This window comes from Pseudomonas sp. NPDC087346, assembly GCF_044744235.1.
GTDB lineage: Bacteria > Pseudomonadota > Gammaproteobacteria > Pseudomonadales > Pseudomonadaceae > Aquipseudomonas.
Genome location: NZ_JBIUXX010000020.1, coordinates 1 through 4,295 on the forward strand (window position 1 = coordinate 1; position 4,295 = coordinate 4,295).

Consider the following 4,295-nt stretch of genomic DNA (forward strand, 5'->3'; position numbering starts at 1 on the left):
GACAGCCACGGCCGCTGAGACCGGGCAGTCGACAAGAAGCAAAGGATTGAATGCATGCGTGCCTTAGCTGAGTTCATCATGCGCGGCCGCATGCAGGCCACTCTCGTAGTGGCTGGATGTGCAACATTGCCGTTGTTGTATTGGTTGGGTGCTGCCGCCGGGAGCTTCGTGCTTCTGCGGCGCGGATTGAAGGACGCCCTTGGCGTTCTCTCTCTGGGACTGCTGCCGGCATTGATCTGGTGGTTGTATGCCGATGACCCACGGGCACTTCTGGTGCTGCTGGGGTCTTCGGGGCTTGCGTTGGTATTGCGCGCAAGCGAGTCCTGGGTTCGCACGCTGCTGGTCAGCGTGGCGGTGGGACTGGTGTTTTCAGTGGTGCTCGGGGGCGCGTTTGCGGCCCAGATCGAGATGCTCGCGCAAGCCTTGATAAAGGTCATGCCGGCGCTTCTTGGTGAAACCTACAAGCAATTGTCGGTCGATGAGCAAGCGCGTTTCGCGTCCCTGATTGCACCAGTCCTGACCGGACTGATTGCGGCACTGTTGCAGATCGTCAGCGTGCTGAGCCTGATTGTAGGGCGTTATTGGCAGGCGTTGTTGTACAACCCGGGTGGTTTTGGTCGCGAGTTTCGCGCCATCCGAATCCCGCTTGGGCCGGCGATGTTGCTGCTGGCGTTGATGCTTCTGGGCCCGAATCTCGGTGCACAGATGGCCATGTTGACGCCGTTGTGCAGTGTACCGCTGGTGTTCGCCGGACTGGCCCTGATTCACGGGCTGGTCGGGCAGAAACGACTGGCCGGTTTCTGGCTGGTGGGCTTGTACGTAACGCTGTTGCTGTTCATGCAGCTGATCTATCCGTTGCTAGTGGTCCTGGCCATTGTCGACAGCCTGATTGATTTTCGCGGTCGTCATGTGTCGAAAGACACCGATAACGCGAACGGTGAAGGTTAAAAGTTAGAGGATTTCCACATGCAACTGATCCTTCTGGAAAAAATCGCCAATCTGGGCAACCTGGGCGACAAAGTAAACGTTAAGGCCGGTTACGGCCGTAACTACCTGCTGCCTTTCGGCAAAGCTACCGCTGCGACCGCTGCCAACCTGGCTGCGTTCGTAGAGCGTCGTGCTGAGCTGGAAAAAGCTGCCGCAGTCCGTAAAGCATCGGCTGAAAGCCGTGCTGCCCAACTGGCCGAGCTGGAAGTGCCTCTCCCTGCCACCGCAGGCGAAGAAGGCAAGCAGTTCGGTTCCATCGGAACTCACGACATCGCTGACGCACTGACCCCCTCCGGCGTTGAAGTTGCGAAAAGCGAAGTTCGTCTGCCGAACGGCACCATCCGCAACGTAGGTGAATTCGACGTGGCTGTGCACCTGCACGCCGAAGTTGAAGCCACCGTACGCGTTGTCGTGGTAGCAGCTTAAGTAACACCTGATCGGCTGGCGGCTTGCCCGTCAGACGGTTAACATCGGGCACGATCCTGTTTACAGGTCGTGCCCTTTGTCTTTCTGTAATCCCTGTTTTTTCCTGATCAAACCAAGTGGCCATGAACGATATCTCTGCTCCTGAGCAATACGATCTGCAAACCGCGTCCCTCAAGGTGCCGCCGCATTCCATCGAGGCCGAACAGGCTGTACTCGGTGGTCTGATGCTGGACAACAACGCCTGGGAACGCGTGCTCGATCAAGTCTCTGACGGCGATTTCTATCGACATGACCACCGCCTGATTTTCCGCGCGATCGCCAAACTGGCCGATCAGAACATGCCGATTGACGTCGTCACCCTGTCCGAACAACTGGACAAGGAAGGTCAGACATCTCAGGTCGGCGGCCTCGGTTACATTGGCGAGCTGGCGAAAAACACGCCATCCGTTGCCAACATCAAGGCCTATGCGCAAATCGTCCGCCAGCGTGCGACGTTGCGCCAACTGATCGGCATCAGCACGGAGATCGCCGACAGCGCTTTCAACCCGGAAGGCCGCACCGCCGAGGAAATTCTCGACGAAGCCGAGCGGCAGATCTTCGCGATTGCCGAGGCGCGTCCGAAAACCGGCGGTCCGGTGGGTGTGAATGAATTGCTGACCAAGGCCATCGACCGCATCGACACCTTGTTCAACACCGACAACGCCATCACTGGTCTGTCCACTGGTTACACCGACCTCGACGAGAAAACCAGCGGCTTGCAACCTTCCGACCTGATCATCGTCGCCGGCCGTCCATCGATGGGTAAAACCACCTTCGCCATGAACCTGGTGGAAAACGCCGTACTGCGCAGCGACAAAGCGGTGCTGGTGTATTCCCTCGAGATGCCAGGCGAATCGTTGATCATGCGTATGCTTTCTTCCCTCGGGCGCATCGACCAGACCAAGGTGCGTTCCGGCCAACTGGAAGACGACGACTGGCCGCGCCTGACGTCGGCGGTCAATCTGCTCAATGACCGCAAGCTGTTCATCGACGATACCGCCGGCATCAGTCCGTCGGAAATGCGTGCGCGTACCCGGCGTCTGGCGCGTGAGCACGGTGACATCGGCCTGATCATGATCGACTACCTGCAATTGATGCAGATTCCAGGTTCTGGCGGCGACAACCGGACCAACGAGATTTCCGAAATCTCGCGTTCCTTGAAAGCCCTGGCCAAGGAATTCAACTGCCCGGTGGTTGCACTGTCCCAGCTCAACCGTTCCCTGGAGCAACGACCGAACAAGCGGCCAATCAACTCTGACCTCCGGGAATCCGGAGCAATCGAGCAGGATGCCGACGTCATCATGTTCGTGTACCGGGACGAGGTATATCACCCGGAGACCGAGCACAAAGGCATTGCCGAGATCATTATCGGCAAGCAGCGGAACGGGCCAATCGGCTTTATCCGTCTGGCGTTCATCGGTAAGTACACCCGATTCGAGAACCTTGCGCCGGGCAGCTACAACTTCGACGACGACGAATAACTTTGTTGTCATGGCTGGCCCCATCGCGGGCAAGCCCGCTCCCACATTGGAATGCGGTCTCCTGTGGGAGCGAGCTTGCTCGCGAATGGGGTCGGCGCAATTTCCGACCATAGCCGTCGGAATTGGTCAAAATTTGTGCTATATTCCGCGCCCGCGAAATTCAATGAAAGCCAACACCGGTTATCGACATGCAAGCAGCCAAGCCGTTATTTGACTATCCAAAGTACTGGGCCGAATGTTTCGGGCCAGCGCCATTCCTGCCAATGAGCAGGGAGGAGATGGATCAGCTTGGCTGGGATTCCTGCGACATCATCATCGTTACCGGTGATGCCTACGTCGATCACCCGTCGTTCGGCATGGCGATCATCGGCCGGCTGCTGGAGTCTCAGGGCTTCCGCGTCGGGATCATTGCCCAGCCTAACTGGCAGTCCAAAGACGATTTCATGAAGCTCGGCGAGCCGAACCTGTTCTTCGGCGTCGCGGCCGGCAACATGGACTCGATGATCAACCGCTACACCGCGGACAAGAAAATCCGTTCCGATGACGCTTACACCCCGGGCGGTATGGCCGGCAAGCGTCCGGACCGCGCGAGTCTGGTTTACAGCCAGCGCTGCAAGGAAGCCTACAAGCACGTACCCATCGTGCTCGGCGGCATCGAAGCCTCGTTGCGCCGCATCGCGCACTACGACTACTGGCAGGATCGCGTGCGTAACTCGATCCTGATCGACGCCAGCGCCGACATTCTGCTGTACGGCAACGCCGAACGCGCAATCGTCGAAGTCGCTCAGCGTCTGTCCTACGGTCACAAGATCGAAGACATCACCGATGTGCGCGGCACCGCGTTCATCCGTCGCGACACGCCGCAAGGCTGGTACGAAGTCGATTCCACGCGCATCGACCGTCCGGGCAAAGTCGACAAGATCATCAACCCGTACGTGAACACCCAGGACACTCAGGCTTGCGCCATCGAGCAGGAAAAGGGTCCGGTTGAAGATCCGGAGGAAGCCAAGGTCGTGCAGATCCTGGCCAGCCCGAGAATGACCCGCGACAAGACCGTGATTCGTCTGCCGTCGGTTGAAAAGGTTCGTGGCGATGCGGTTCTGTATGCCCACGCCAACCGCGTGCTTCACCTCGAAACCAACCCGGGCAACGCCCGTGCGCTGGTGCAGAAGCATGGCGAAGTCGACGTCTGGTTCAACCCGCCGCCGATTCCGATGACCACCGAAGAAATGGACTACGTGTTCGGCATGCCTTACGCACGTGTTCCGCATCCTGCGTACGGCTAGGAAAAAATCCCGGCCTACGACATGATCCGCTTCTCGGTGAACATAATGCGTGGCTGCTTCGGCGGCTGCACCTTCT

At 58.5% G+C, this 4,295-nt stretch carries 3 protein-coding genes and 1 pseudogene; all 4 read left to right on the forward strand.

From position 1 onward, the window contains the following. Positions 1-54: 54 nt before the first annotated feature. Positions 55-948 carry a hypothetical protein gene (locus ACIOZM_RS14135; protein WP_401214686.1) on the forward strand — a complete coding sequence of 298 codons (894 nt, stop codon included), beginning with the start codon at positions 55-57 and terminating at the stop codon, positions 946-948. 18 nt (positions 949-966) lie between these two features. Continuing rightward, a complete protein-coding gene (rplI, locus tag ACIOZM_RS14140; RefSeq protein ID WP_401214688.1) occupies positions 967-1,413 on the forward strand; it encodes a 50S ribosomal protein L9 in 447 nt (148 codons plus the stop codon). Between the two features lie 122 nt (positions 1,414-1,535). Next, positions 1,536-2,933 (forward strand): replicative DNA helicase, encoded by a 1,398-nt coding sequence (dnaB, locus tag ACIOZM_RS14145; protein WP_401214690.1) that lies wholly within the window; start codon positions 1,536-1,538, stop codon positions 2,931-2,933. A 188-nt stretch (positions 2,934-3,121) separates the two neighbouring features. Beyond that, positions 3,122-4,295, forward strand: a pseudogene (locus ACIOZM_RS14150) (YgiQ family radical SAM protein); the annotation flags it as partial.